The sequence below is a fragment of the Mumia sp. zg.B53 genome, assembly GCF_019550935.1.
GTDB lineage: Bacteria > Actinomycetota > Actinomycetes > Propionibacteriales > Nocardioidaceae > Mumia.
Genome location: NZ_JAHWCK010000001.1, coordinates 984,837 through 1,009,808, shown reverse-complemented (window position 1 = coordinate 1,009,808; position 24,972 = coordinate 984,837). Strand labels below are relative to the sequence as shown.

24 protein-coding genes are annotated in these 24,972 nt (G+C 70.7%); 17 read left to right on the top strand and 7 right to left on the bottom strand.

Annotation, left to right across the window (positions count from 1 at the left end):
• Positions 1-1,614, bottom strand: coding sequence for a DASS family sodium-coupled anion symporter (locus KV102_RS04795; protein WP_220342261.1), 1,614 nt, complete (start codon positions 1,612-1,614; stop codon positions 1-3).
• 114 nt (positions 1,615-1,728) lie between these two features.
• Here KV102_RS04795 and KV102_RS04790 point away from each other — a divergent pair, with 114 nt between their 5' ends.
• The 11 genes from KV102_RS04790 (at position 1,729) to KV102_RS04740 (ending at position 10,583) form a co-directional block, all read left to right on the top strand.
• Positions 1,729-2,811: a zinc-dependent metalloprotease gene (locus KV102_RS04790; RefSeq protein ID WP_255558998.1), complete on the top strand. Its 1,083-nt coding sequence runs from the start codon at positions 1,729-1,731 to the stop codon at positions 2,809-2,811.
• A gap of 10 nt (positions 2,812-2,821) precedes the next feature.
• Complete coding sequence (tilS, locus tag KV102_RS19505; RefSeq protein ID WP_220345448.1) at positions 2,822-3,826, top strand: tRNA lysidine(34) synthetase TilS; 1,005 nt, start codon at positions 2,822-2,824, stop codon at positions 3,824-3,826.
• 23 nt (positions 3,827-3,849) lie between these two features.
• Positions 3,850-4,410, top strand: a complete 561-nt coding sequence (hpt, locus tag KV102_RS04780) for a hypoxanthine phosphoribosyltransferase (RefSeq protein WP_220342259.1) — start codon at positions 3,850-3,852, stop codon at positions 4,408-4,410.
• Positions 4,411-4,596: 186 nt separating this feature from the next.
• Positions 4,597-6,639, top strand: coding sequence for an ATP-dependent zinc metalloprotease FtsH (gene ftsH / locus KV102_RS04775; protein WP_220342258.1), 2,043 nt, complete (start codon positions 4,597-4,599; stop codon positions 6,637-6,639).
• A 1-nt stretch (position 6,640) separates the two neighbouring features.
• On the top strand, positions 6,641-7,246 hold the full coding sequence (gene folE, locus KV102_RS04770; RefSeq protein ID WP_220342257.1) for a GTP cyclohydrolase I FolE: 606 nt from the start codon (positions 6,641-6,643) through the stop codon (positions 7,244-7,246).
• Positions 7,246-8,100, top strand: a complete 855-nt coding sequence (folP, locus tag KV102_RS04765; RefSeq protein ID WP_255560563.1) for a dihydropteroate synthase — start codon at positions 7,246-7,248, stop codon at positions 8,098-8,100. Before folE ends, folP begins: the two co-directional genes overlap by 1 nt.
• Positions 8,093-8,497 carry a nuclear transport factor 2 family protein gene (locus KV102_RS04760; protein WP_301022113.1) on the top strand — a complete coding sequence of 135 codons (405 nt, stop codon included), beginning with the start codon at positions 8,093-8,095 and terminating at the stop codon, positions 8,495-8,497. The genes folP and KV102_RS04760 overlap by 8 nt, the downstream gene beginning before the upstream one ends.
• On the top strand, positions 8,494-8,871 hold the full coding sequence (gene folB / locus KV102_RS04755; RefSeq protein WP_220342255.1) for a dihydroneopterin aldolase: 378 nt from the start codon (positions 8,494-8,496) through the stop codon (positions 8,869-8,871). The genes KV102_RS04760 and folB overlap by 4 nt, the downstream gene beginning before the upstream one ends.
• Entirely contained in the window at positions 8,868-9,431 is a 564-nt protein-coding gene (gene folK / locus KV102_RS04750) for a 2-amino-4-hydroxy-6-hydroxymethyldihydropteridine diphosphokinase (RefSeq protein WP_220342254.1), read from the top strand. The genes folB and folK overlap by 4 nt, the downstream gene beginning before the upstream one ends.
• 5 nt (positions 9,432-9,436) lie before the next feature.
• Entirely contained in the window at positions 9,437-9,919 is a 483-nt protein-coding gene (locus tag KV102_RS04745) for a DUF3180 domain-containing protein (protein WP_220345446.1), read from the top strand.
• Between the two features lie 64 nt (positions 9,920-9,983).
• Positions 9,984-10,583, top strand: coding sequence for a hypothetical protein (locus KV102_RS04740; protein WP_220345445.1), 600 nt, complete (start codon positions 9,984-9,986; stop codon positions 10,581-10,583).
• An 18-nt stretch (positions 10,584-10,601) separates the two neighbouring features.
• On the opposite strand, the gene KV102_RS04735 is transcribed toward KV102_RS04740, so the two are convergent.
• Complete coding sequence (locus KV102_RS04735; RefSeq protein WP_374197343.1) at positions 10,602-11,735, bottom strand: betaine/proline/choline family ABC transporter ATP-binding protein; 1,134 nt, start codon at positions 11,733-11,735, stop codon at positions 10,602-10,604.
• 3 nt (positions 11,736-11,738) lie between these two features.
• On the opposite strand from KV102_RS04735, the gene KV102_RS04730 reads away from it, so the two are divergent.
• Genes KV102_RS04730 through KV102_RS04720 form a run of 3 tightly spaced genes read left to right on the top strand, consistent with a single transcriptional unit; the run spans position 11,739 to position 14,187 of the window.
• On the top strand, positions 11,739-12,458 hold the full coding sequence (locus tag KV102_RS04730; protein ID WP_308290226.1) for an ABC transporter permease: 720 nt from the start codon (positions 11,739-11,741) through the stop codon (positions 12,456-12,458).
• A complete protein-coding gene (locus KV102_RS04725; RefSeq protein WP_220342251.1) occupies positions 12,455-13,219 on the top strand; it encodes an ABC transporter permease in 765 nt (254 codons plus the stop codon). Before KV102_RS04730 ends, KV102_RS04725 begins: the two co-directional genes overlap by 4 nt.
• Before the next feature lie 14 nt (positions 13,220-13,233).
• Positions 13,234-14,187, top strand: a complete 954-nt coding sequence (locus tag KV102_RS04720) for an ABC transporter substrate-binding protein (protein ID WP_220342250.1) — start codon at positions 13,234-13,236, stop codon at positions 14,185-14,187.
• Here the strand turns inward: KV102_RS04720 and KV102_RS04715 are convergent.
• A complete protein-coding gene (locus KV102_RS04715; protein WP_220345444.1) occupies positions 14,184-14,990 on the bottom strand; it encodes a metallophosphoesterase in 807 nt (268 codons plus the stop codon). The two genes, KV102_RS04720 and KV102_RS04715, sit on opposite strands and share 4 nt — an antisense overlap.
• Positions 14,991-15,061: 71 nt before the next feature.
• Positions 15,062-16,273: an NADH-quinone oxidoreductase subunit D gene (locus tag KV102_RS04710; protein ID WP_220342248.1), complete on the bottom strand. Its 1,212-nt coding sequence runs from the start codon at positions 16,271-16,273 to the stop codon at positions 15,062-15,064.
• Between the two features lie 109 nt (positions 16,274-16,382).
• On the opposite strand from KV102_RS04710, the gene KV102_RS19500 reads away from it, so the two are divergent.
• Positions 16,383-17,900 (top strand): Ig-like domain repeat protein, encoded by a 1,518-nt coding sequence (locus KV102_RS19500; protein ID WP_220345443.1) that lies wholly within the window; start codon positions 16,383-16,385, stop codon positions 17,898-17,900.
• Between the two features lie 87 nt (positions 17,901-17,987).
• Here the strand turns inward: KV102_RS19500 and KV102_RS04700 are convergent, their stop codons facing one another.
• Positions 17,988-19,370: a M14 family zinc carboxypeptidase gene (locus tag KV102_RS04700; RefSeq protein ID WP_220345442.1), complete on the bottom strand. Its 1,383-nt coding sequence runs from the start codon at positions 19,368-19,370 to the stop codon at positions 17,988-17,990.
• Positions 19,371-19,584: 214 nt separating this feature from the next.
• On the opposite strand from KV102_RS04700, the gene KV102_RS04695 reads away from it, so the two are divergent.
• A complete protein-coding gene (locus tag KV102_RS04695; protein WP_220345441.1) occupies positions 19,585-21,225 on the top strand; it encodes a long-chain fatty acid--CoA ligase in 1,641 nt (546 codons plus the stop codon).
• A 21-nt stretch (positions 21,226-21,246) separates the two neighbouring features.
• On the opposite strand, the gene KV102_RS04690 is transcribed toward KV102_RS04695, so the two are convergent.
• On the bottom strand, positions 21,247-22,164 hold the full coding sequence (locus tag KV102_RS04690) for an SAM-dependent methyltransferase (RefSeq protein WP_220345440.1): 918 nt from the start codon (positions 22,162-22,164) through the stop codon (positions 21,247-21,249).
• A gap of 53 nt (positions 22,165-22,217) precedes the next feature.
• Between KV102_RS04690 and KV102_RS04685 the strand changes: the two genes are divergently transcribed.
• Positions 22,218-23,048, top strand: coding sequence for a TylF/MycF family methyltransferase (locus KV102_RS04685; protein WP_220345439.1), 831 nt, complete (start codon positions 22,218-22,220; stop codon positions 23,046-23,048).
• A 19-nt stretch (positions 23,049-23,067) separates the two neighbouring features.
• Here KV102_RS04685 and KV102_RS04680 read toward each other — a convergent pair whose 3' ends face one another.
• A complete protein-coding gene (locus KV102_RS04680; RefSeq protein ID WP_220345438.1) occupies positions 23,068-24,867 on the bottom strand; it encodes a glycosyltransferase in 1,800 nt (599 codons plus the stop codon).
• Positions 24,868-24,972 lie beyond the last annotated feature (105 nt).

Here is a 24,972-nt window from a genome sequence, read left to right as displayed (position 1 = left end):
TCAGGTGCCCAGCCCGAGCACCGAGATCATCAACGGCAGGATGACGATGATGAGGATCGCGCCGATGACGTCGAACGAGATGCCCGAACGGATCATCCGCGTGATCGGGACCACGCCGGAGCCGTAGACGATCGCGTTCTGCGGCGTCGACACCGGGAGCATGAAGCCGAACGACGCCGCGAACGTCGCCGCCAGCGCGGGGACGAACGGGTTCACGTCGGCGGCCATCGCGATCGGAATGATGATCGGGACCACGACCGCCGCCGACGCCGTGTTGCTCGTGGTCTCCGAGACCGCGATCGCGAGCACCACCGCGAAGGCGGTGAGGAGGACCGCGCTGCTCAGACCCAGCCAGTTGTAGGCCCCGTTGCCGATCGTCTCGGCCAGGCCGGTCGAGGCGAGCAGCGATCCGAAGATGATGCCGGTGCCGAAGAGGACGACGGTGCCCCAGTCGATCTTGGTGGCGTCGCTCCAGCGGAGGGTGAACTCACGGTTGGCCCAGTCGGTGGGCAGCAGGAACAGCAGCGAGGCGCCCAGCACCGCGACGACGCCCTCGTCGAGGCGGTCGGAGACTGTCTCGTACGTCCCCGACTCGGTGCCGGCCACCAGCGCCACGATGCCCGGCAGGATCCACAGCGAGACGGTGACGACAAAGGCGAGGAGGGTGTTCTTCTCCGCGCGCGAGAGGGGACCGAGCTCGGCCTTCTCGGCGCGGACCCACTCGTCGACGCCCTCCAGGCGCTTGATCTCGGGCCGGTTCACCAGGAGGAGGACGACGGCCAGCGCGACGAACATCAGGGCGCAGACCGGGATCGCGAGCAGCATCCAGTCGAGGAACGCGATGGTCTCCCCGGTCGCCTCCTCGATCAGGCCGCGGCCGATGAGGTTGGGCGGGGACCCGACCGGGGTCAGCAGCCCACCGACGCTCGCGCCGTAGGCCAGCATCAGCATCAGCGCCGCGCCGACCCGGAGCCGCAGGGGATCGAAGTCCTCCTCGACGATGCCTTGGGACTGCATGAGCTTCGCGATGACGGTCAGGATGCCGATGGCCGTCGGGAGCAGCATCGCCACCGTGGCGGTGTTGGAGACGAAGGCCGAGAGCAGACAGGTGATGGCGCCGAACGCGATGATGACCCGCGTCGTGGAGGTCCCCACGCCGGGCAGGTTGAGCACGAACATCGCGAACCGCTTCGCCAGCCCGTGCTTGAGCATCGCCTGGGCGAGGATGAAGGCACCGATGAACGTGAAGACGGTCGACGAACCGAACGGCGCCAGCGCGTCGTCAGCCGGGACGACGCCGATCAGCACGATCGCGGCGATGCCGATGAAGCCACCGACCGGGATCGGGACCGCCTCGGTGACCCACAGGATCACGACGCCGACGAGGACCGCGGCCAGCTTGTGCTGCTGGTCGGGGAGGTCGAACGGGATCAGCAGCATGACGATCGTGGCGAGCGGCGCGAGCGCGAGACCGGAGGTGCGTCGCGCCTTCTCGAACCGCTCCTCCTGCGGTGACAGGCGTTGCTCGCCGAGACTGCGGTAGGTGGCGCTCCCGAGGAATGCCTGGTCCACGTCGGTGGTGTTCGAACCAGGCTCGCGGTCGACGGTGCTCATGGCATCTCTCCTGGGGTCGGCAGGGCGTCGTCGGTACGCAGTCGGTGTTACCTGGATCACACTGTCACAAAACGTCTCCCTTCGTGAGTGAGGACAGCCGCGTAGGCTCGGCGCATGACGCAGAGCATGATCGACTGGGACTTCGCGCTCGCCACGGCCGTACGCATGACGCGTACGGGCCCGGAGGTCGCCGGCGCCGAGGCAGCTGACGCCGTCGCCGAGCTGCGTGAGGGGGCGGCCCGCTCGGAGGGTTCGGTCCGGGAGTTCACAGGGCTGTCCGCGACCGCGGCCAGCGCCCCGATCCTGGTCGTCGACCGGCCGGGATGGATCGCGGCCAACGTCGCGTCCTTCGAGGTCGTGCTCGCTCCGATGCTGACGAAGGCGTCGCGTGCGGCGGCCGACCGCGGGCAGACGCCAGGCCGGATCGGTCGCTCCGTGGGCTCTCGGATCACCGGGGCCGAGCTCGGGGCCGCGCTCGCGTTCCTCTCCACCAAGGTCCTCGGTCAGTTCGACCCGTTCTTCACCGCTCCCGCCGGCGCCGACGGGGTGCCGGTCGGCGGCCGCCTCCTCCTGGTGGCGCCCAACGTCGTCCACGTCGAGCGCGAGCTTGACGTCGACCCGCACGACTTCCGCCTGTGGGTGTGCCTGCACGAGGAGACCCACCGGGTCCAGTTCACCGCCGTGCCGTGGATGCGTGCGCACGTCCAGGGGCTGATCGACCAGCTCGTCGACGCCACCGACATGGACCCCGAGGGTGTCTCGCGGTCGCTCGGCGAGCTCGGCAAGGCGGCCGGCCGGATGGTCAAGGGCGAGCGCGTCTCCTTGATCGAGGTGCTCCAGAACGACCAGCAGCGTGAAGTGGTGGACAAGGTGACCGGCGTCATGTCGCTGCTCGAGGGACACGCCGACGTCGTCATGGACGGCGTCGGCCCGTCGGTGATCCCCTCGGTCGCGCAGATCCGCAAGCGCTTCGAGAAGCGGCGCGGGAGCGGTGGGCCGCTGGACCGCATCGTGCGCCAGGTCCTCGGGCTCGACGCCAAGATGCGTCAGTACCGCGACGGCGCCGCGTTCGTCCGTACGGTCGAGAAGCAGGTCGGGCGCGACGGCTTCGACGCGGTGTGGGCGGCGCCCGAGAACCTCCCGTCCGCGGCCGAGATCGAGAAGCCCGATCTCTGGGTCGCGCGGGTCCACGGCTGAGGGCGTCCCCGTGGAGGGCGCGCCGCGCGGGAAGGGTCGGCTCGACCCGGCGGTCGCCCGCGGACGACGTGCGGTCGCCGGTGCTCTCGACGACCTCGCCCCGGGCACGGGGGTCCTCCTCGGGGTGTCGGGGGGAGCCGACTCGCTCGCGCTGGCGGCGCTGACCGCGTTCGTCGCGCCCCGTCGAGGCCTCTGCGCGCGTGCTCTGGTCGTCGACCACGGGCTTCAGGAGGGTTCGGCGAGCGTGGCTCGCGACGCCGCGGACGTCGTAAGGCAGCTCGGGCTGGAGGCGGACGTGGAGGCGGTCGAGGTGGGTCGCTCCGGTGGGCAGGAGTCCGCCGCCCGGTCCGCGCGCCGTGCTGCGCTCGCATCGTCTGCGCACCGGCACGGGTGCGCAGCCGTCCTGCTGGCGCACACGCGTGACGACCAGGCCGAGACCGTGCTGCTCGGGCTCGCCCGAGGGTCCGGCGCTCGGTCGCTGGCGGGCATGGCGCCCCGCAGCGACCCGTGGCGGCGTCCGCTCCTCACGCTCACGCGCGCCGACACCGAGGCGGTCTGCCGTGCCTCGGGGCTGACCTGGTGGGACGACCCGCACAACGAGGACGAGCGGTACGCCCGGGTGCGCGTGCGGCACGACGTGCTGCCGGTCGTCGAGCAGGCCCTCGGCCCCGGCATCAGCGGGGCGCTGGCGCGCAGCGCCGACCTGCTCCGTGACGACGCCGATCTGCTCGACGGTCTGGCCGTCCACGCACGTCAGGAGGTCTCGCGGCCCGACGGCGGTCTGGACGTCGCCGGCCTGGCCGCGCTGCCCCGGGCGATGCGGACTCGCGTCCTGCGCGCTGTCGCCATCGACGCCGGCTGCCCGGCGGGAGACCTCACGGCCGCCCACGTCGCCGACGTCGAGGGTCTCGTGACGCGGTGGCGGGGCCAGGGCGGCCCGGCGCTGCCGGGCGGGGTCGCTGTGATCCGCGCCGCAGGCGCCCTGGAGTTCCGGAGGCCGAGCACCTGCGGCTGAGCCGTCTGTGTCACGCTGGTCACGTGGACGCATCGCAGATCGAGGGCGACCTCGCGCTCGACCAGACCTTCATCTCCGAGGCCGACATCCAGGCCCGGCTTCGTGAGCTCGCCGCCGAGGTGACGCGCGACTACGAGGGGCAGCAGCTGCTCCTCGTCGGCGTCCTCAAGGGCGCAGTGATGGTCATGGCCGACCTCGCGCGGGCTCTCGACCGCGACGTCGAGATGGACTGGATGGCCGTCTCCTCGTACGGCTCGGGCACGACGTCGTCGGGCGTCGTCCGGATCCTCAAGGACCTCGACACCGATCTCACCGACCGCCACGTGCTGATCGTGGAGGACATCATCGACTCCGGTCTGACCCTGTCGTGGCTCACCTCCAACCTGCGCTCGCGCAAGCCGGCGTCGGTGGAGATCTGCACCCTGCTGCGCAAGCCGGAGGCCCTGAAGATGGCCGTCGACGTGAAGTACGTCGGGTTCGACATCCCCAACGCCTTCGTCGTGGGATACGGCCTGGACTACGACGAGCGCTACCGCAACCTGCGCGACATCGCCACCCTGGCGCCGCACGTCTACTCCTCCTGACGCACCTCCTCGCCCCGTGTGCGGGGTAGTCCGGGACACGTGATCGGCCGTTCTGGGAACATGAGCCAGGGTGCCGATCGTTGAAGCACCTGGGGACACGAGTCGTCCGGCCGCCGTGGTCGAGGCGTGTAACGTCGTTCACCGTACGCATCCCTACGCAGGAGGAGCGAGGCGCGGCCTCGGATCATGGACGTCAAACGCATCTTCAAGGGCCCGTGGCTCTGGATCATCATCAGTGTCATCGCGGTGCTCGCGCTGCTCCAGATCGTGTCGTCGAACAACGGCTACCAAGAGGTCAAGACCGCGACCATGGTCCGTTACTTCGAGCAGGGCAAGGTCTCGGAGGCCACGTTCGTCGGGGCCGGTGACAACGAGATCCGTGCCACGCTCGACGACGACAAGAAGGTGCGCGCCAACTGGCTCGGCAACCAGGGCAACCAGCTGCGCAAGCTCGCCGACCAGAGCGTCTCCGACAAGGAGATGAAGACGTACGACGTGCAGATCCCCAAGCCGAGCTTCCTCGGCAACCTGCTGGGCCTCCTGCTCCCGTTCGCGCTGATCTTCCTCCTCTTCATCTTCCTGATGAACTCCATGCAGGGCGGCGGCGGCCGCGTGATGCAGTTCGGCAAGTCCAAGGCCAAGCTCATCGCCAAGGACACGCCTCAGACGACCTTCGCCGACGTCGCCGGGGCCGACGAGGCGGTGGAGGAGCTCGGCGAGATCAAGGAGTTCCTCTCCGACCCGCAGAAGTTCCAGGCGGTCGGCGCCAAGATCCCCAAGGGCGTCCTCCTCTACGGTCCGCCCGGCACCGGCAAGACGCTCCTCGCGCGTGCCGTGGCCGGCGAGGCGGCGGTGCCGTTCTACTCGATCTCCGGCTCCGACTTCGTCGAGATGTTCGTCGGCGTCGGCGCGAGCCGTGTCCGCGACCTGTTCGAGCAGGCCAAGGAGAATGCTCCCGCGATCGTCTTCATCGACGAGATCGACGCCGTCGGTCGTCACCGTGGTGCCGGTCTCGGCGGCGGTCACGACGAGCGCGAGCAGACCCTCAACCAGCTTCTGGTCGAGATGGACGGCTTCGACGTGCGGGGTGGCGTCATCCTCATCGCGGCGACCAACCGTCCCGACGTGCTCGATCCCGCGCTCCTGCGCCCCGGACGCTTCGACCGCCAGATCGCCGTCGAGGCCCCCGACCTCAAGGGCCGTCTGCAGATCCTCACGGTGCACTCCCGCGGCAAGCCGCTGGCTGCCGACGTCGACCTCCAGTCCGTCGCGCGACGCACGCCCGGCTTCTCCGGCGCCGACCTCGCCAACGTGCTCAACGAGGCGGCTCTGCTCACCGCGCGCCAGTCCGACGCCCTGATCGACAACGCGACGCTCGACGAGGCGATCGACCGGGTCGTCGCCGGTCCGCAGAAGCGCACCCGCCTGATGAGCGAGCACGAGCGCAAGATCACCGCCTACCACGAGGGCGGGCACGCTCTCGTCGCCGCGGCACTCCCCGGCAGCGACCCGGTGCACAAGATCACGATCCTTCCGCGTGGCCGTGCCCTGGGTTACACGATGGTGCTGCCGGACGAGGACAAGTACAGCCAGACGCGGGCAGAGATGCTCGACGCGCTCGCGTACATGATGGGCGGCCGTGCCGCCGAGGAGCTCGTCTTCCACAATCCGACCACCGGTGCGGCCAACGACATCGAGAAGGCGACGAACCTCGCCCGCGCGATGGTGACGCAGTACGGCATGACCGAGCGGATCGGCGCGGTCCGTCTCGGCGAGAACAACTCCGAGCCGTTCCTCGGTCGCGACATCGGGCACTCGCGCAACTACTCCGAGGAGCTTGCGGCGATCGTCGACGAAGAGGTGACCAAGTTCATCTCGTTCGCCCACCAGGAGGCGTTCGACATCCTCGCCGACAACCGCGACGTGCTCGACGCCCTGGTCCTCGAGCTCCTCGAGCGCGAGACGCTCGACAAGGAGTCGGTCGCGCGCATCTTCGAGCCGCTGCGTCGTCGTCCGCCGCGTCCTCCCTGGACCGGCTCGGAGACGCGCAAGCCCTCCACGCTCCCACCGGTGATCTCGCCCAAGGAGATCAACGGCCACGAGCCGGAGCGTGACTCGGAGGAGGGCACGATCGTGCTCGCCCCGGGTCAGGGTGGGACCGACATCCACGGCCCGGGTGCCGACCCGACGGGAGGCACTCCCGAGCCGCCGTCTCCCGGAGACCGCTGAGGTGGCGGAGTCCGGCGGCGACGAGCCGACGAGGTCGCTCCCGACGTTCGACGCGGCGCGGGCCGAGGCGGCGGTCCGCGAGCTGCTGATCGCGATCGGTGAGGATCCTGGCCGAGACGGGCTCCAGGACACACCCGCGCGGGTCGCCCGGGCGTACGAGGAGATCTTTGCCGGCATGCGGCACGACCCGGCGGAGGTGCTGTCACGCACCTTCGCGGTCGACCACGAGGAGCTCATCCTGGTGAAGGACATCGAGCTGTGGTCGATGTGCGAGCACCACCTGGTTCCGTTCACCGGTGTCGCGCACATCGGCTACATCCCCGCCAGCGACGGGCGCGTGGTCGGGCTGTCCAAGCTCGCCCGCCTCGTCGACATCTTCGCCCGTCGCCCGCAGGTGCAGGAGCGGCTGACCACACAGATCGCCGACGCACTCACCAACACCTTGCGTCCCCTCGGGGTGATCGTGCAGCTCGAGGCGGAGCACCTCTGCATGACGATGCGTGGGGTCCGCAAGCCCGGAGCCAAGACGGTCACCAGCGCGGTGCGCGGTCAGCTGCGTGATCCGGCGACCCGGGCCGAGGCGATGGCGCTCATCAAGGGCGGCTGATGTTCGAGCGACGTGCCGTGCCGCTGCTGCCCGATGCCGGCCGATGCCAGGTGATGGGCGTGGTCAACGTGACGCCCGACTCCTTCTCCGACGGTGGGCGGTGGCTCGACGCCGAGGACGCGGTCCGCCGCGGCATCGCCCTCGTGGAGTCCGGCGCCGACATCGTCGACGTCGGTGGCGAGTCGACCCGCCCCGGAGCACAGCGCGTCGACGCCGCCACCGAGCTGGCCCGTGTCGAGCCGGTCGTGCGGGCGTTGTCCGAGCGCGGTGTGGTGGTCTCCGTCGACACCATGCGCGCCGAGGTCGCCGAGCGTGCGGTCGCTGCCGGCGCGCGCATCATCAACGACGTGTCCGGCGGCCTCGCCGACCCGGACATCCTCCAGGTCGCGGCCCGTACGGGTGTTCCGTACGTCGTCATGCACTGGCGAGGTCACTCGGCGCGGATGCAGGACGAGGACGCGACGGCGTACGCCGACCTCGTCCCCGACGTGGTCGCCGAGCTGCGCCGTTCGGTCGAGGCCGCGCTCGCCGCCGGCGTGCGCCCGGAGCAGGTCGTCGTCGACCCCGGCATCGGCTTCTCCAAGCGGGGGGACCAGAACTGGACCGTCCTGTCCCACCTCGCCGCCTTCGCCGAGCTGGGCTACCCGCTCCTCGTGGCCGCGAGCCGCAAGCGGTTCCTGGGCGAGCTGCTCGCCGAGCCCGACGGCGTCCTGCGAGACCCGCTGCACCGCGAGGCCGCCACCCTGGCTGTCACGGCGCTGGCAGCGGCCGCCGGCGCCTGGGCGATCCGTGTCCATGAGGTTCCCGACAACGCCGACGCGGTCCGCGTCGCAGAACGGTGGCGCCGTGGCTGACCAGCCCGACCCCGTGCTCCGCACGCACCAGGCCTTCTACGACGCGATCGAGCACGGCGACCTGGACCTCATGACGTCGCTGTGGCTGCCCGGCGACGAGACCGTGTGCGTCCACCCGGGGGCGGAGGCGATCCTCGGCACACCCACGATCGTGCGTTCGTTCGCGATGCTCATGGCCAACGTGGGCTACATCCAGTTCATCCTCACCGACGTCAGCGTTCTCCGACGCGGCAGCGTGGCCGTCGTCTCCTGCACCGAGAACGTCCTGTCGGAGGCGGCGGGCGAGGCGCCCACGGTCTTCGCGGGAGGGCGCGGCGTCGCGACCGACGTGCTGGTCGAGACACCGGTCGGGTGGAAGCTGTGGTCGCACCACTCGGGCCCGTTGATGGAGGGATGACCATGCCGCCAGACCTGGACCGGATCACCGTCACGGGCATCGAGGCGTACGGCTACCACGGAGTGCTGCCGCACGAGCGCGAGCACGGGCAGCGGTTCGTCGTCGACGTCGTGCTCGCGCTCGATCTCTCGCCCGCGGGGGAGACCGGGGACTTAGCCGCGTCGGTTCACTACGGTACGTTGTCGGAACGGGTCGCGGACGCCATCGCGTCGGACCCGGTGGACCTGATCGAGACGCTCGCGCTCCGGATCCTGCGGATCTGCTTCGGCTTCGAGCCGGTGCGGTGGGCGAGCGTCACGGTCCACAAGCCCGATGCACCGATAGCGGTGACGTTCTCCGATGTCGCCGTGACGATAGAGCGGAGCCGTACGTGACCGAGACGCCCAACCCGCACATGCCTGATGCCGACACGATGACCGGAGGCATGCGCCCGATCCGGCAGGCCGTGATCGCTGTCGGGTCAAATCTGGGAGAGCGGCTCAACAGCGTGCAGGGCGCCGTCGCGGCGCTCGCGGACACCCCCGGCGTCACCATCGTCTCCGTGTCGTCGGTGTACGAGACCGAGCCCGTCGACGCGCCCGAGGGCTCGCGCAACTTCCTCAACCTCGTCGTGCTCATCGACACCACCCTCACCGTGCACACGCTGCTCGACCGCTGCCTCGCGATCGAGGACGCGTTCGGCCGCGAGCGCGGTGAGAAGAACGCACCTCGCACGCTCGACGTCGACCTCATCGTGGTCGGTGACCGTGTCGCGAAGGACGAGCGTCTGACGCTCCCGCACCCGCGGGCCCACGAGCGCGCGTTCGTGCTGATGCCGTGGCTCGAGCTCGACCTCGAGGGTGAGATCCCCGGCAAGGGCTTCGTCGTCGACCTCGCCCAGGGCCTCGACACCTCCGGCGTGAGGCGGCGCGAGGACCTCGAGATCCTCCTCTGACGCCGATGCCTTCTCGCCCGCTCCGCCGGTCGTCGCCGGTCCAGCTCGCCGTCCTGGGAGTCGTCGGTCTCGCGGTCGGGCGAGGGTTACGGCCGTTCGTCGAGTGGCGTGGCGAGCCTGCGCCCACGGTGTCGTGGGTCGCCGCCGGCACGATGCTCTTCCTCGCCGGCGCGCTCGCGTTCCTCGCCTGGACGACCTTCCAGTCGCTGCACCGCGAGCGCCGCACGATGCACCCGACACGCGCCCTGCGGCTGCTCGCCCTGGCCAAGGCGTCGGCGATCGTGACCGCGTTGATCGCCGGCTACTACGTCGGTTTCGCGCTGTCCTTCGCCGGCGACATGGAGCTGGCGCTGCCCCGTGAGCGCGTCGTCCACTCCGCCGCAGCCGCCGTGGCGGCACTCCTCGCGCTGGCCGCGGCGCTCACGCTCGAGCGTGCCTGCGAGGTGCCCAAGGACGACGACGACGAGGACGCTCCGGCCCAGGCCTGAGACCGCTCTCGTCGCGGCGGTGTCGGTCGCCTGCGGAGGCGTAGTCGTAGCGTACTGTTCTGCCATGTCCCACGATCGCCGCCGTCAGCGCTCCACGCGCATCCTCGTCGCAAGCATGTTCCTCACGGCCTCTGCCGCGTTCGTTGCGGTTGCGGTGGTGACAGCCTCGCAGGGGACACTGATCGCGGCGGCGATCACGGCGGTCGTCGTCGGAGCGGTGGCCGCGCGCGTGGTCGCCGACGAGGTGATGGAGACGCGCCGCGAGTGGTTCAAGGACCGCGCCGAGCAGGCTCAGGCCTACCGTGACATCACCATCGACCGCACCCGCGAGAACATGGAGTTCGTCGAGGCGGTCAACGAGACCCTCTCGATCACGACCAAGCGGATCGCGGAGCTCAACGGCACCCTTCGGCTCGCCGAGGCGCGCACCGAGGAGACCGACGCTCAGCGCAAGCTCCTGCAGCGTGAGGTGGAGGCGCTGCGCGGAGAGCTCGAGGAGCCGGCGCCCTCGACCATGACGCTGTGGGACGGCGCCGACGTCCCCACCATCGTCGACCTGCTCAGCTGGGAGGCGACTGCCGCCGCTCGCGCGCAGGCGGCCGACGACGCGGAGCACGTCGCTCCGGCGGACGAGGCGACGTTGCCCGAGGCCAAGGAAGCCTGACCGGCTCTCGCTGCCTCGTCAGACCGGCTCGGTCACCCGCACCGAGCGGCGCAGCGCCGCGTGCAAGGAGTCGGGGGTGAGCACGCCCAGCAGCCGCCGGTCGTCGTCGAGCACCGCCACCCATCCGGCGTCGTAGCGGAGCATCACCGACCACGCGTCCTTGAGTGTCGCCGAGCGGTGGACCGAAGCCTTCATCGGTCGTACCCGGAGGTCGCTCGAGCCCTCGAGGTGGTCCGAGGGCGCCCAGCCGACGAGCCGCTCCGCGTCGTCGACCACGAGCGCCGAGGACACCCCGGCCGCCTCGGCGACCCGCCGCGCGTCGGCGACCGTCGCGTCCTCGCGCACCAACGGGGCGTCCTCGAGGTCGGCGACATCGATCGGCGTGACCGCGAGCCTGCGTAGCCCGCGGTCGGCGCCGACGAACTCGGCGACGAAGTCGTCGGCGGGCTTGCCGAGCACCGCGGCGGGTGAGTCGTACTGGCGGAGGTCTCCTCCGCCGGCGAGCACCGCGACGCGGTCGCCGAGGCGCACGGCTTCGTCGATGTCGTGGGTGACGAACAAGACCGTCTTGCCCAGGTCGTGCTGCAGACGCAGGAACTCGTCCTGCAGCCGCTCGCGGACGATCGGGTCGACCGCGCCGAACGGCTCGTCCATGAGGAGGACCGGCGGATCGGCTGCGAGGGCGCGCGCTACGCCCACCCGCTGACGCTGGCCGCCCGACAGCTGGTGCGGATAGCGGTCGGCGTACGTCGACGGGTCTAGACCGACGAGGTCGAGCAGCTCGTGGGCGCGCGCTCGCGCCCGGCTGCGGTTCCAGCGCAGCAGCGTCGGCACCGTGGCGACGTTCTCGCGGATCGTCTGGTGCGGAAAGAGCCCCACCTGCTGGATGACGTAGCCGATGCCGCGGCGCAGCTCCACGGGATCCGCCTTCAGCACGTCCTCGCCGTCGACCAGGATGCGGCCCGACGTGGGCTCGATGAGGCGGTTGACCATCTTGAGCGTGGTGGACTTGCCGCACCCCGACGGCCCGACCAGGGCGACGAGCGCCCCTCGGGGGATGGTGAGGGAGAGGTCGCCGACGGCGACCGACCCGTCGGGATACTGCTTGCCGACGTGCTCGAGCACGATCATCGCATCCTCGGTAGGTTGCATGACGTGAGCCTAGTCGCCGACGCGAGCAACGTCGCCGTGCTCGCCGCCGACCCCCCTTGCTACACGCGGACGGTCAACTCGTGGATCTGCCCCGAGTACGTGAGCCGCTACGCGCCGGAGCTGTGGGAGGCGACCGTCCAGCACGTGCTCCTCACGGTCACCTCGGTGGTGCTCGGACTGGTGCTCGCGGTCGCGCTGTCGCTGGCTGCCCGCAACCGTCCGAAGGCACGCTCGCTGCTCCTCGGCAGCACCACGCTCGTCTACACCATCCCGTCGCTGGCGATGTTCTCGATCCTTGCGCAGGCGACCGGTCTGACCCCGACGACGGTCGTGATCGGGCTCGCGCTCTACTCGCTGTCCATCCTCGTGCGCAACGTGCTCGCCGGGCTGGACAGCGTGCCGGACGAGGTGGTGGAGGCGGCGACGGGCCTCGGGTACGGGAGACTCCGGCTGCTGACGCGGATCGAGGCGCCGCTCGCGCTGCCGATCGTGATGGCCGGCCTTCGCGTCGCCACCGTCTCCACCGTCGCCCTGGTGACCCTCGGCACGATCGTGGCCTACGGCGGACTCGGCAACATGCTCGCGAACGGCATCGACGACAGCTTCAAGGCGCAGGTGCTGACGACCAGCGTCCTGTGCGTCGTCCTGGCCGTGCTCCTCGACCTCGTCATCGTCGCCTTTGCCCGTCTGGTGACGCCGTGGACGCGAGGGGCCGCCGCATGAACGAGCTCGCCGGTGCGATCGACCTCCTCCTGGACCCGGAGAGCTGGAAGGGCGGCGACGGCCTGTGGACCCAGCTGGTCGAGCAGGTCCTGCTCACGGTGACGGCGCTGGTCCTCGTCCTCGTCGTCGGTCTCCCGCTCGCCCTCTGGCTGGGTCACCGCGGCCGGGGCGGCACGTTCGCCATCAACGTGTCCAACGTCGGACGCGCGGTCCCCGTCTTCGCGGTGCTCGGGCTCCTGGCGCTTGGACCGATCGGGACCACCACGCTCGGGCCGTACGGACGCGCCGGGCTGGCCACGCTGATCGCGCTCGTGCTGTTCGGGCTGCCGCCGGTGATCACCAACTCGTACGTCGGCGTCCGCGAGGTGGACGCCGAGATCGTCGAGGCTGCCCGGGGGACCGGCATGAGCGAGTGGCAGGTCTTCCGTCGCATCGAGCTCCCGCTCGCGTCGCAGATGGTGGCCAACGGGGTGCGTCTCGCGCTCGTGCAGCTGTGGGCGACCGCCACCATCGCGGCCCTCGTGGCAGGGCCGGGCCTGGGCAACGTGATCACCTACGGCTTCAGCAACAACTCCTACGACTACGTCATCGCGGGCGCCATCCTCGTCGCGGGCGGCGCCCTCGTGCTCGAGGGACTCGCCGCCGTCGTCGAGCGTCGCGTCGACCCGATGCGTCGTGTCACCGGTTCCCGCCATGATGGTCTTGTCCAGATGCCGGAGATGACAGCCCGATCCCGAGACAGCACGGCCGCCGAGTCGTGACGGAAGGAACCCCGATGAAGAGCACGACACTGCGGCGCCTCCGACGCTCTGCCGCCGCCCTGGTCTGTGCCGCAGCGCTGGTCTCGCTGTCCGCCTGCGGAGACGACGACAACGGTGGAGGTGACGGCTCCCAGGGATCGGTGACCCTCTCCGGTCAGAACTTCACCGAGATGCAGATCCTCGCCGAGCTCTACACCCAGGTGCTCGAGAACGAGGGCTACGACGTGACTCAGAAGCTCGTCGACACCCGCGACATCTACATGGCGCAGCTGGCCGACAACAAGGTGCAGGTCGTCCCCGAATACCTCTCCGGCATCGGCGACTACCTCAACGACCAGGCCAACGGCGCCGGGTCGACGCCTGTCACCAGCAACAACGTCGAGGACTCCCTCGACAAGGTGAGCGTGCTCGCCGAGGGCGCGGGCGTGACGCTGCTGGAGCCGGCCGAGGCGACCGACCAGAACGCGTACGCCGTCACCAAGGAGTTCGCCGACAAGAACTCGGTCACGACGTTGTCCGACCTCGCTGCCACCAAGCAGCCCATCAAGCTCGCCGCGGCTCCCGACTGCAAGGACCGGCAGGACTGTGCCAAGGGGCTCAAGGAGGTCTACGGGATCGACATCACGGAGGTCCTCCCGCTCGGCTTCGGCACCCGCGAGGGCAAGGACGCCGCCGCCAACGGCGAGGTCCAGCTCGTGCAGGTCGCGACGACCGACGGCTCGCTCGAGGACGACGGTCTCGTCCTCCTGGAGGACGACAAGGGTCTCCAGCCCGCCCAGAACCTGATCCCGGCGGTCAACACCACGTGGCTCGCCGACAACAAGGGTGCCGCCGATGCCCTCAACGAGCTGTCGGCCCAGCTGACGACGGACAAGCTGGCCGACCTGAACACCGCGGTCGACGTCGACCGCGAGAAGCCCGCCGACGTCGCCAAGAAGTTCCTCGAGGACGAGGGCCTGCTCGGCTAGCTGCGAGGTCCGGGGAGATCAGGCTCGTCGAGCCGGACGAGCTGGCACGGACCGCCGAGATAGATCCCGCCGTCGATGTCGAGGACGAGCCCGTCCGCATAGAGCACGGGCTCGTCCTCGGGCGTCACCGGCCCGCCCCGCACCAGCGCGCCGATGGTGTGCCCGTGGACGATGCGTCGGCCACCGAGCGCGCCCAGCATCTGCTCCGCAGCCGCGACGCCGTCCTCTCGAGCGAACGCGTAGCGCGTCGTCAACCTGCGCCACATCTCCCACCAGGTGTCGAGATCGGGCATCTCCAGCTCTGCGCGCACAGCGGCGTTGACCTCGTCGACGGAGTCGCCCCACAGCAGATAGGCCGTCGTGTCGGAGTGCAGGAGCAGGTGGTCGGCGTCGGTGGCGATCACCGGCAGCGTCGTGAGCCAGTCGATCCGGTCCTGGTCGAGACGCTCGAGGTCGCTGACGACACCGCCGTTGCCGATCCAGTTGGCCTCGAAGCTGTAGCGGCCGTCGCTGGGGACCGGCGTCGGCCCGTAGCGGTGCATGCCGAGCATGAGGATCTCGTGGTTGCCGAGGACTGCCGAGGCAGAGCCGCCCGCGTCGGCCGCCTCACCCTCGAGGCGGCGCGCGAGGTCGATCACCCCGATGCCGTCCGGCCCACGGTCGACGTAGTCGCCGAGGAACCACAGCCGAGCGTCGCCGCCCGACCAGTGCTCGTCCTCGTCGATCAGGTCGGCAGACCTCAGGACCTCCACCAGCGCGTCACGGTGCCCGTGGATGTCGCTCACCGCCCACACGTCTCCCACGCACCGACCCTAGAGCGCGCGGCGGGAGTCGGCAGATCGACCCGCCGTGGCGTCGGGCACACCGCCCGGCGTCACTTGTCGATGTCGCCCACCACGAAGAACATGGAGCCGAGGATCGCGATCAGGTCCGCGACGACGCAGCCGCGTACGATCTCGGGCAGCACCGCGATGTTGTTGAAGGACGCCGTCCTCATCTTCAGGCGCCACGGTGTCTTCTCTCCCCGTGAGACCAGGTAGTAGCCGTTGATGCCGAGCGGGTTCTCGGTCCACGTGTAGGTCGAGCCCTCCGGGACCTTGAGGATCTTGGGGAGCTTGACGTTGACGGGCCCCTGCGGCAGGTCGCGCAACCGGGCCACGCAGGCGTCGGCGAGGTCGAGCGACACCCGCACCTGCTCGAGGAGGCATGCGAACCGTGCATAGCTGTCACCCTCGTGACGGGTGACCACCCGCAGCGTCTTGTCGGCGACGAGCTCGTCGTACGCGAGATAGGGCTGGTCACGTCGAAGGTCGAAGTCGACACCCGACGCGCGGGCGATCGGCCCGGAGACGCCGTACGCCTGGACGAGCTCGGGCGACAGCACACCGACCCCTCGGGTGCGGGCGACGAAGATCTCGTTGCCGAGCAACATGTCCTCGATCTGCCCGAGGCGGCTGCGCACGGCCGCGGTCGCAGCGCCGACGCGACCGAGCCAGCCGGCGGGGAGGTCCTCCTTGAGGCCGCCCACGCGGTTGAACATGTAGTGCATGCGCCCGCCCGAGAGCTCCTCCATGACCTCCTGGATCGTCTCTCGCTCGCGGAAGGCGTAGAAGATCGGCGTGATCGCACCGATCTCGAGGGGGTACGAACCGATGAACATGAGGTGGTTGAGGACTCGGTTGAGCTCGGAGAGCAGCATGCGTGCCCAGGTCGCGCGCTCGGGGACCTCGAGGCCCAGCATCCGCTCGACGCCGAGGACGACGCCCACCTCGTTGGAGAAGGCGGAGAGCCAGTCGTGACGGTTGGCCAGGACGATGATCTGCCGGTAGTCCCGGACCTCGAAGAGCTTCTCGGCCCCACGGTGCATGTAGCCGACGATCGGCTCGCAGTGCACGATGCGCTCACCGTCCAGCGTCAGGCGCAGCCGCAGGACACCGTGGGTGGCGGGATGCTGGGGGCCCACGTTGAGGACCATGTCGGTGGTGCCGAGGTCGACGCCGCCGCCGCGCTCGTGCCCGAAGCCCGCCGAGCCCGCACCGACGCCGACGGTCAGCGTGCGGGGAGGGGAGACCTCGTCGCTCGGCATGCCGCTCAGCCTAGCGGCGCCGTGACTGCAGGCGAGAGGAGACGGGTTGACCCGCGCGGTGCAATGATGTGCCCGCGCGCGGCGGCGCGCCACGACACCGAGGAGACCCGTGCCGACCCTTCACCTGAACGCTCCCAGCCCTCGGAACGGTCGGAGCGGGGGTTCGTTCGACGCGAGGCGCCTGGTCGCGGCCCTCGTCGCCGTCCTGCTCGCCGCCGGAGTCCTGGCGGCTTCGCCGGCCAAGGCCGAGCAGAGCACCCTCAGCTACAACGGCTGGACCGAGGCGTGGGCCGACAGCAGCCTTTGGGTCTCGTTCACCGTGACCGGTGACGTCACCACGGGCACGATGACAGCGGCCTTCGACGGCAAGACGGTCACGCTCGAGCCGGTCGAGGGTTCGGACGCGGTCTACGCCGGCAGCGTGCCAGGCCCGTTGACGGTCGGCACCGGGGTGGTCACCGCGACGTTCACGCCGACCACCGGTGGCCCCGTCACCGGCAGCGGCTCCGTCGTGGTCCGGCAGGAGCTGCGCTATCCCGGCCCGGCGCCGGCAGGGGCGCCGTACGACCGGCCCAACTCCGCCTTCGTGTGGGGCGTCAGCGACACCCTTCGAGCCACGGTGGCAGCCGAGGGCGGCAGCGTCACGCTCTCGGGCGGAGCGGTGCGCGATCCGAGGTTCACCGACCGGTTCCGATTCCCGATCACGGACATGCGCAAGGCGTACCCGGCGAGGATCCAGGCCGGTGGCGTCGTCCGGCTGGCCAGCCCGCGCCGGGAGGTCGTGGTCTCCGACCTCGAGTGGGTGACCCAGGGCATGACCGGTGAGCTGCGCGCTGACGTGACCTACCGTCACCCGGGCCAGACCGCGAGGACAGAGAAGGGCATCGCGTTGGCGTCCGTCGCGGGCCTGTCCGGCGGCGGGGAGCCCACCTGGTCCCAGGCGATCGGCGAGACGCGCGCCACCGTGGCGGGTGCGCGGGTTCTCGGGGTCGCCGCCGGTGCCGACCTCGGCCCGCTGATCTGGACCGTCTACTACTCGGCGACACCCTTCGCGGCTACTGCCCGGATGACGGTCACGCCTGCGGTCACGACGTACGGACGGGCCGCACGGGTGGGGGTGTCGGTCGCTCGTGGCGCGACCTACGCGGCGGGGACCGTGGCGCTGACGGCGGGCAGCCGGTCGCTGGGCACCGTGCGTCTGTCACGGGGTGCGGCGACGGTGGCCGTCCCAGCAGGACTCGCGGTCGGGACGCACCAGATCATCGCGTCGTACCGTGCCGACTTCTCGCCGACGACGGCGGCGGCACGCACCGCCGTGCGGATCACGAAGGCGGGCACGGACGCGAAGGTCCGACTGTCCAAGAAGAAGGTGACCCGCAAGCAGCGGGCGAAGGTGACGGTGACCGTCACCGGCCGCGGCACGACGATCCGTCCCACCGGCACGGTCACCGTCTTCGACGGCAAGAAGCGGGTCGGCAGAGCGACGCTCACGGCGGCCAGGCGCGGCGCGGTGACCGTGACGCTGCCCCGGCTGAAGAAGCGCGGCAAGCACACGCTGCGCATCGTGTACGGCGGCTCGTCCGCCTTCACCGGCTCGTCGGCGCGCGCGGTGCTCCGGGTCCGTTGACGCTCCGGCAGCCCGTCCGATGACAGAGGACTCGCAGCTGCGACCAGATGGCGGTCGCAGCTGCGAGTCCTGCGGTGGGTGACGGCGTCAGCAGGTCTCGAGCGGCGTCCCCTCGGCGAGGCGGTACTCCGACCGCGTGTCGAACATCAGCGGCACGAGCGCGCGGTTCGCCTGCGCGAGGCTCACCACTCGACCATCGGCGTTGCGGGTCGCCTTCAGGTCATGCAGACGCAGCGTCCGGCGCAGGTCCTGGAAGGTCGCCTCGGTGATCTGGTAGGCGCACATCGGCTCAGGCTCGACCTGGTCGGGATCGGTCGGCAGCATGTCGTCCTGGCCCCCGAAATAGACGACCCCGCCCTGCGTCGCGCCGAGCTCGCGCTGCCGCTCGGCGGCGGCCGCGGTCTCCCGCGCCAGCGTCGCGCGGTTCTCGGCGACCATCTGCGTCGACCCGAGCGCGCTCGCGTAGTTGGTGTCGACCCGGCGGTTGTTGAGGACGCGGACGTCGGCCGCCTCCTCGTCGTTGAGCGGACGGGTCGCGGTCTCGCTGAGCATGCCCACGACGTTCACCAGCCCCGCGTAGTTGCGGAGGATCCGGACCTGCTCGTCTCCGGCCACCTGGAGGAACGGCTCGCCGTCCTTGACGTACTGGCCGTAGATCCCGGCGGTGAAGCCCTCGCTGCGCGCCTGGGCGGCGGAGTACTCCTCGCTCATCTCCTTGCTGAGCGAGTGGACCTGGTCGTCGACGTTGCGGTTGCGCGGCCAGAGGTGGAGCAGGTCGGTCCGGTAGTACTGGTTGGGACCGTACTCGTGGAGGTCGTTGAGGACGTCGGGGTTCCAGTCGCGGATCACCTTCGTGATCGCCCGGCCCTCCGGCGTCGACAGCTCGAGGTAGTCACGGTTGACGTCGACGCCGTCGGCGTTGCCGCGGGTGTTGGCCACCCATCCGTCGGGGTTGGCGTTGACGATGAGCACCGTGGTCCGGGCGAGGAACCGGGTCACCGTGGCGTCGGTGCTCGTAGCGAGGTCGCGGGCGAGCTTCATGCAGGCTTCGCGGCCTGAGGGCTCGTTGCCGTGAACCGAGCAGACGAACATCGCGACCGAGCCACCGGCCGCCTCGGCCTGCGCCTTCGGCGCGGGAGAGCCGATCGAGACGAGCTGGAGCGGGCGGCCCTGCGTCGTACGGCCGATGGTGCCGACCGTGACGCGTCGGGAGGAGGCGTCGAGCTGGCGGTAGAACGCCAGGGACTGCGGGTGGGTCGTCCAGGTCGCGCCGCCGGACTGCTCGAACGGCGTCTGCAGCGCGGCCGGGGCGTCCTCGGCCGCCGCGGCGAGGGCCGCCTCCAGACCGTCGTCGCGCTGTCCGGCACCGGCTGACGTGCCGCTGCCGACGAGCGCGGAGGCTGCGAGTGCGATGCCTGCGGCGGTCGCGAGGATCGTGGGCCAAGGTCGGGGTGGGGAGGTGGAGCGCAAGGGATCGTCCTTTCGCCTGAGGCCACCGTTCGCCGAAGACGTCGAGCCCCCGCGGCGGCCACGTGTTCCCCCACCGTGAGGGTCCGTCACCGACTCGGCAACTCCAGTCTGTGAAAAGTCCAGACAAGTGGGGCTTGTCCCTGCTAGCCGATGACGAAAACGGGAACCTCCGGCACACTGTGTGAGCCACGCCACATTCGTTCGGAGGCCCCGAATGCGCAGCACCATGCAGGACGTCCCCCTCAGCCTCGGCCGCCTCATGCGGTACGGCACGACCGCGTACGCCGACGCCACCGTCGTCACCGCCACCCCCGACGGCACCCGGACCCGCACGTACGGCGAGATCGGCCGCCGAGCAACGCGCCTGGCGCAGGTGCTGCGAGGGCTCGGGGTGACTGGTGACCAGCGTGTCGGCACCTTCATGTGGAACAACGCCGAGCACCTCGAGTGCTATCTCGCGGTGCCGGCCATGGGCGCGGTCCTGCACACCGTCAACATCCGGTTGTTCCCCGAGCAGGTCGCCTACGTCGTCAACCACGCGGAGGATGCGGTGGTCGTCGTGGACGCCTCGCTCGTCGCGCCGTTCGCGGCGGTGCTCCCGCAGATGAAGACCGTCACCCACGTCCTGGTGGCCGGGCCGGAGGCCGCGGAGGCCGACCTCAGCCCGCTGGAGGCGTCGGGCAGGACGGTCCTGCGCTATGAGGACGAGCTCGCCGCTGCCCCCGACGACGACTTCGCGTGGCCGTCGGTGGACGAGCACGACGCCGCCGCGATGTGCTACACGAGCGGGACCACCGGCCACCCCAAGGGCGTCGTCTACAGCCACCGCTCGGCGTACCTGCACTCGATGTCGATCGCGATGGGCGACAACGCCGGGATGGGCCCGGAGGATCGCGTGCTCCCGATCGTCCCCATGTTCCACGCCAACGCATGGGGCCTCCCGTACGCCGCCGTGCTGGTCGGCGCGTCGCTGGTGATGCCCGACCGCTGGCTCCAGGCCGAGCCGCTCGTACGCCTCATCGAGGAGACGCGCCCGACCCTCGCGGGCGGCGTGCCGACGGTCTTCAACGACATCCTCGGCCGGATCGACGAGCACCCCTCCGACCTGACCTCGCTGCGCACCGTCCTCTGCGGCGGCTCCGCCGTCCCGGAGTCGTTGCAGCGCGCGCTCTGGGACCGCCACGGCGTGCGCATCCAGCAGGCGTGGGGCATGACGGAGACCTCTCCCGTCGCCACCTCCGGGAAGCCGCCGCTCGGCGTGGACGAGGAAGAGGCGTGGCGCTTCCGCGCCGGCCAGGGTCGGCTCCTGGGCGGCGTCGAGGCGCGGCTCGTCGGCGACGGTGGAGAGGAGCTGCCGCACGACGGCGAGGCGGTCGGAGAGGTCGAGGTGCGTGGCCCGTGGATCACCGGCTCCTACTACCTTGACGACGACCCCGAGAAGTTTTCCGACGGCTGGCTCCGCACCGGTGACGTCGGGACGATCGATCCACGCGGCTACATCACCTTGACCGACCGCGCGAAGGACGTGATCAAGTCGGGCGGTGAGTGGATCTCGTCGGTCGACCTCGAGAACGCGCTGATGGCCCACCCGGACGTCGTCGAGGCCGCGGTCGTGGGGATCCCCGACGAGAAGTGGCAGGAACGCCCCCTCGCGACGGTCGTGGTCCGCGCGGGCGCCGACGTGACTCCCGAGGCGCTGCGAGACCACCTCGCGGGGTCCTTCGCGGCATGGCAGCTGCCTGAGGCGTGGACGTTCATCGAGGCCGTACCCCGGACCTCGGTCGGCAAGTTCGACAAGAAGGTGCTGCGCAAGGCGTACGCCGACGGAACGCTGGACGTGCGCCGCCGCGAGTGACGGGGCTCCGGGGTCGTCCGGTCAGGGGACCTCGGTCACGATCCACCAGAAGTCACCGAGACCGCCGGCCGCCGTGAGCTCGGCGGCCTCCGAGGCCGCCGCCAGCGCGGCGAGATAGGCGTGCGGGTCGGTGGAGGCGAGCGCGAGCGGAGGACGTGCGCCGACGAGACCCAGGTCGCGCAGCACATCTCGCTGACGACGCAGGGTGCCGCCCACGGCGTCCGCGAGGGCATCGACAGCGACGTGTGCCGTCACGTCGCGGGTGCCGTCGGGGACCACGTCGACCTCCGCGCCGCTGCGGTAGGCCCGCAGGCTGCCGAACGGAGGACGGTCGTCGGCGCGGTGGCCGTAGTCGATCGCGATCGCCGCTCCTCGGACCACCCTGCCGACCGCGTCCCGCCACCACGCCTCCCGCGACAGGCCCACCTCGGCGCGCTCACCCGGGTCGGGGCACGGCCACCAACGGTCGAGCCACGCCACGGTGTCCGGGGCGCGCACGAGCGGGCCGAGCTCCTCCTCGCCGGTCGCCGGGTCGACCATCACCACCCGCAGGGACCCGTCGTCGTCGCGCTCGACCACGTCGCACGGGAGGTTGTCCAGCAGCTCGTTGGCGATCAGCAGGCCGTCGACGCCGTCGGGGACCTCAGAGCTCCAGCCGATGGTCGGCGGGAGGTCGTCCGGGCGGGGGCGGAGGTCGACGCCGTGAAGCTCCAGCTCACCCGGCGCGGCGGCGTCGAGGGTCCGCAGGAGCTCGCCGCGGCCCGCGCCAGCATCGACCACCGCCCTCAGGCCGGCACGGCGTACGTAGGCCAGCACCGCTGCGGCAAAGGCGTCGGAGGCGTGCACCGAGGTGCGGAAGTGGTCGACCGGGTGCTCGCGGCGATAGAAGCCGCCGGGCCCGTACAACGCCTCCTGCCAGGCCTCCCGCCACGCGATCACGCCGCGACGCTAGCAGTCAGGGGTGCCGATGGTGTTCGATGTCGGCTGTGCGCATGAATCGACTCAGACCGACGAGGTGGCTCCGTGGCGCGTCCGCGGGCACCCAGACCGAGGACCAGCTCCGGACTCGTCTCAGGCAGACGCGGCGCACGCTGCGCCGGACCGAGCGAGACCTCGCAGAGGTGCGTGCCCAGCTCGACGCGGCTCGAGGTGGGCTCGTCGTCCCCGACGAGGTCGAGAAGGTCATCACCGGCGTACGGAGTGAGGGCCTCAGCTATCTGAGCGCGACCTATCTGCGCACCCTCGCCCTGGCCGTGCTCGAGGCCGAGCGCTCCGGCCTCTCGGGGGCGGTCGTCGAGGCGGGGACCGCCCGTGGCGGGTCGGCGATCGTGATGGCAGCGGCCAAGGCGCCCGCTCGCCCGATGCACGTCTACGACGTCTTCGGCATGATCCCGCCACCCACGGACGCCGATGGTGCCGATGTCCACCAGCGTTACGAGACGATCGTCGCCGGCGGCGCGAGCGGTGTCGGCGGATCGACGTACTACGGATACCGGGACGGGCTGTACGAGGAGGTACGGGACTCGTTCGAGCGCCACGGCGTCCCCGTCGAGACGACATCCGTCTCGCTGGTGAAGGGTCTGTTCGCCGACACGATCGACCTCGACGAGCCCGTCGTGCTGGCCCACCTCGACGGCGACTGGTACGAGTCGACGATGACGTGCCTCGAGCGCCTCGCACCGTTGATCGTCAGTGGCGGGCGGATCGTGCTCGACGACTACTACGCCTGGTCGGGGTGCCGGAAGGCGGTCGAGGAGTACTTCGCCGGGCGCTCCGGCTGGCGCCGCGAGGAGCGGGCGAAGCTGCACCTGGTCCGGGAGTAGCGGGTCGGTCGTACCGAGCTCAGGCGGAGACCCGCAGCTGCCCGGCCTTTCCTTCTGCCAGGTTGAGCACCCGCGCGGAGTTCTGCCACACGACGACCAGCCGTGCGCGGACGACCTCATCGCCGAGGGAGTCCTGGAGCGAGCGCAGCGAGACCTTCCCGCGGGTACGGATGCCGTCCCGGGTGACGGACACGCGCAGCGGAGTCCGTACGACACCGCCGGTGCCGGCGGCGACGTCGAGGAAGGCCTCGACCGTCCGCGGGCCCGGATCAGGGCCGGTGCCGGTGAGCGTGACCGCGGCGTCCAGCCCGAGGCGCGGACCGCCTGGACGGAGCCGTCGGCGCACGTCGAGACTCGCGCGGCTCAACGTGGACGCCGTGATCCTCGTCCGAGACGCCCTCTGGTCGCGAACGCGCGCGAACACTGTCGCCCAGGCTGACAGCGTGCGCTCGGGAGCGTGCTCTGCGGCGCGCTGCCGGGCGGCGCGGCTCATCCGCACGACGAGTCCGGGGTCGCCTGCCAGTGTCACCATCCGTGCAGCCATCGCACCGACGTCGCCGGCCTCGACCAGGAATCCGTTCTCGCCGTCTTGGATCTGCTCTCGCATGCCGTAGGGGACGTCGTAACCGATGACGGGGCATCCCCGGCTCATCGCCTCCAGCGTCCCGAGGGGATATCCCTCGTGGATGCTGGTGACCAGGAGCGCGGTCGCGGTCTCCAGGGTGTCGCGAGCGCCCGGGTCGTGGCCGTGGAAGGTGGCGTGGTCGAGCACGCCGAGCCTGCGGGCGTGCTCCTCGAGCGCGGGGCGGAGGTCGCCGTCGCCGTACACGCTCAGGGTCGCCGTGCCCACCGAACGCCGGGCCAGCGCGAAGGCGTCGAGGGCGTGCGTGACCCGCTTCTGCGCCGCGAGCCTTCCGAGGACGACGAAGCGGTCCCGCGCGCGAAGGGCTCCGGTCGTGTCCGTGGCTGGCCAGACGGGATTGGGCACGGTGAACAGGTTGTTGGTGGGCCCGAAGGCGAGGGCGACGTCCTGGCGCTGGCGCTCGGTGAGGAGAACGAGTCCGTCGAGCTCGGCGAGACGGTCGAAGACACCCCGGAAGGTCGGCTGCAGCGGGCGGTCCCACCGGAAGTCCGGCACCGTGTGCGGGTTGTGCACCACCTCGAGGACGTGGAAGCGCCGCTGCGTCAGCTCCCGGATGATCCGGACGGTGAAGCGGCTGTCCGTCACGACGAAGACGTCGCCGTCGGGTACGAGCTCCCGCAGCCACGCGCGCACCATCGCGGGCCGTCGCCTCCAGCGACGTACGACACGTTCCTGGTGGTCGACGAGGAGGAACGCCGTCCCCGCGGGGTCGACGAGCTCACGAAGGAAGACCGTGCCGTCGGGCCGGAGGTGGTCGACCGCCTCGACCGTGCCGCCCTCGGTGAGGTGGGTCCGGGTGCCGGGTGATCCGTCGGGGCGCTCCTCGTCGTCGGATCGGGTACCGGCGAGGGGGAGGAGCGGGTCGGTGCCGGTCCCGAGGTCGGCGGACGAACGGCAGCGGTAGTCCTCGAAGAGGTTCACGAGGTGCGACGCGTGCTGGAGGAGTCCTCTGGCGACCAGCACCTCGCGGACCTCGTCATAACCCGGGTAGGCGTCGTAGGTCACCACCAGCGAGCGGCGCCCTCCGACCTCGCCCAGCAAGCGGGCGCGCATCAGCAGCGCTGCGGTGCGGCCCCCCTTGCCCAGTCGGATGCTGCGGGCGACGGAGAGATAGGTGCCGTGCGGGAGGGCCGGGGCCTCGGGCGCCACGGCGTTCGGCGCGACACCGGGTGTCATCGCGACATGGTAGCCGGGCGTGCAGCCGCCGGGGAGCGATCTGGTCGTCGCGACCGTAGCGGCGGATGCTCGCGGCGGGTCATCTACGCTGTGCGAGGCCCTACC

Excerpts from the sequence above, each read along its gene's own strand:
- KV102_RS04695 (WP_220345441.1), top strand. The coding sequence starts at position 19,585 with ATGCGCAGCACCATGCAGGACGTCCCCCTCAGCCTCGGCCGCCTCATG.
- KV102_RS04745 (WP_220345446.1), top strand. The coding sequence starts at position 9,437 with ATGCCTTCTCGCCCGCTCCGCCGGTCGTCGCCGGTCCAGCTCGCCGTC.
- KV102_RS04680 (WP_220345438.1), bottom strand. The coding sequence starts at position 24,867 with ATGACACCCGGTGTCGCGCCGAACGCCGTGGCGCCCGAGGCCCCGGCC.
- KV102_RS04790 (WP_255558998.1), top strand. The coding sequence starts at position 1,729 with ATGACGCAGAGCATGATCGACTGGGACTTCGCGCTCGCCACGGCCGTA.
- ftsH (WP_220342258.1), top strand. The coding sequence starts at position 4,597 with ATGGACGTCAAACGCATCTTCAAGGGCCCGTGGCTCTGGATCATCATC.
- KV102_RS04725 (WP_220342251.1), top strand. The coding sequence starts at position 12,455 with ATGAACGAGCTCGCCGGTGCGATCGACCTCCTCCTGGACCCGGAGAGC.
- KV102_RS04735 (WP_374197343.1), bottom strand. The coding sequence starts at position 11,735 with ATGCAACCTACCGAGGATGCGATGATCGTGCTCGAGCACGTCGGCAAG.
- folB (WP_220342255.1), top strand. The coding sequence starts at position 8,494 with ATGACCATGCCGCCAGACCTGGACCGGATCACCGTCACGGGCATCGAG.
- KV102_RS04795 (WP_220342261.1), bottom strand. The coding sequence starts at position 1,614 with ATGAGCACCGTCGACCGCGAGCCTGGTTCGAACACCACCGACGTGGAC.
- KV102_RS04720 (WP_220342250.1), top strand. The coding sequence starts at position 13,234 with ATGAAGAGCACGACACTGCGGCGCCTCCGACGCTCTGCCGCCGCCCTG.
- KV102_RS04710 (WP_220342248.1), bottom strand. The coding sequence starts at position 16,273 with ATGCCGAGCGACGAGGTCTCCCCTCCCCGCACGCTGACCGTCGGCGTC.
- folP (WP_255560563.1), top strand. The coding sequence starts at position 7,246 with ATGTTCGAGCGACGTGCCGTGCCGCTGCTGCCCGATGCCGGCCGATGC.
- KV102_RS04685 (WP_220345439.1), top strand. The coding sequence starts at position 22,218 with ATGAATCGACTCAGACCGACGAGGTGGCTCCGTGGCGCGTCCGCGGGC.
- KV102_RS04740 (WP_220345445.1), top strand. The coding sequence starts at position 9,984 with ATGTCCCACGATCGCCGCCGTCAGCGCTCCACGCGCATCCTCGTCGCA.